The 889-nt window shown below is 35.1% G+C and carries 2 protein-coding genes; both read left to right on the top strand.

The features are described 5' to 3' along the window. The first annotated feature begins 71 nt into the window (after positions 1-71). On the top strand, positions 72-644 hold the full coding sequence (locus DS2_RS19370) for a zeta toxin family protein (RefSeq protein ID WP_035016737.1): 573 nt from the start codon (positions 72-74) through the stop codon (positions 642-644). After that, a complete protein-coding gene (locus tag DS2_RS20760) occupies positions 641-796 on the top strand; it encodes a hypothetical protein (protein WP_200870169.1) in 156 nt (51 codons plus the stop codon). The genes DS2_RS19370 and DS2_RS20760 overlap by 4 nt, the downstream gene beginning before the upstream one ends. Positions 797-889 lie beyond the last annotated feature (93 nt).

Below are 889 nucleotides of genomic sequence, written 5' to 3'. Positions count from 1 at the left end.
AATTAATTCGCAACTATTCATAGTTTTGTTAAATTACTCTAGTTATATGTAAAGCCTGTAAGGAAACTAAAATGCCTAAATGTTGGATTATTGCTGGGCCTAACGGAGCCGGAAAAACAACTTTTGCTTTAGAATATTTGGCAAATGTGGTTGGGTGTACGCATTTTATTAACGCCGATTTGATAGCTGCAGGTTTATCGCCTTTAGCGCCCGAACAAGAGTTAATAACAGCAGGTAAACTCTTGCTCAAAGAGGTAGAAAACTGTATTCATAAGAAAAAAGACTTTGCGGTAGAAACAACCTTAGCGGGGAAAAACTATTTAAAGCTAATTAAAAGGTTGAAGGCACAAAACTGGGATGTAGATTTAATTTACCTTGCATTGCCAAGTGTAGAGCTTTCAAAAGAGCGAGTTACCGAAAGAGTCAAACATGGCGGGCACAATATACCCGTAACCGCGCTAGAAAGGCGCTTTGGCAAAAGTTTGAAAAACTTATTTGAGGAATACAGTAAACGAGTGGATAATTGTGTATGTTTTATAAACCACCTGAATTCTCCTGAAATAGTATTTGAGAAAAATATAGCGGGAATGATAGTAGCTAATCAATATTATTATGATTTACTAAAGAAAAAGGCTGATAAATGAATACTGAACAAAAAGAAAAAGTATCTGAAAACGCTATAGCTATCGGTCAGGCTTTGCAAAGTGCAGTGGCCAAAGCATTGGAAAAAAAGAAAAAGCTAGGTCAATACGCGGTAATATGGGATGACAAAACGCAAGCAGTTAAAAAAATTTAGAATAGCGAAGTTTCTTATAAATAGCTAAGCTGTTGAAGTAATTCAACAGCGTTTAATTTTTTTAAGTTAAAACCATCACAATATCTAACCTAT

It is taken from the genome of Catenovulum agarivorans DS-2, from assembly GCF_000568405.1.
In the GTDB taxonomy this organism is placed as follows: domain Bacteria; phylum Pseudomonadota; class Gammaproteobacteria; order Enterobacterales; family Alteromonadaceae; genus Catenovulum; species Catenovulum agarivorans_A.
This window is presented reverse-complemented; position numbering and strand designations above follow the sequence as displayed.

Coding starts and splice junctions, on each gene's coding strand:
- DS2_RS19370 (WP_035016737.1), top strand. CDS start 72: ATGCCTAAATGTTGGATTATTGCTGGGCCTAACGGAGCCGGAAAAACA.
- DS2_RS20760 (WP_200870169.1), top strand. CDS start 641: ATGAATACTGAACAAAAAGAAAAAGTATCTGAAAACGCTATAGCTATC.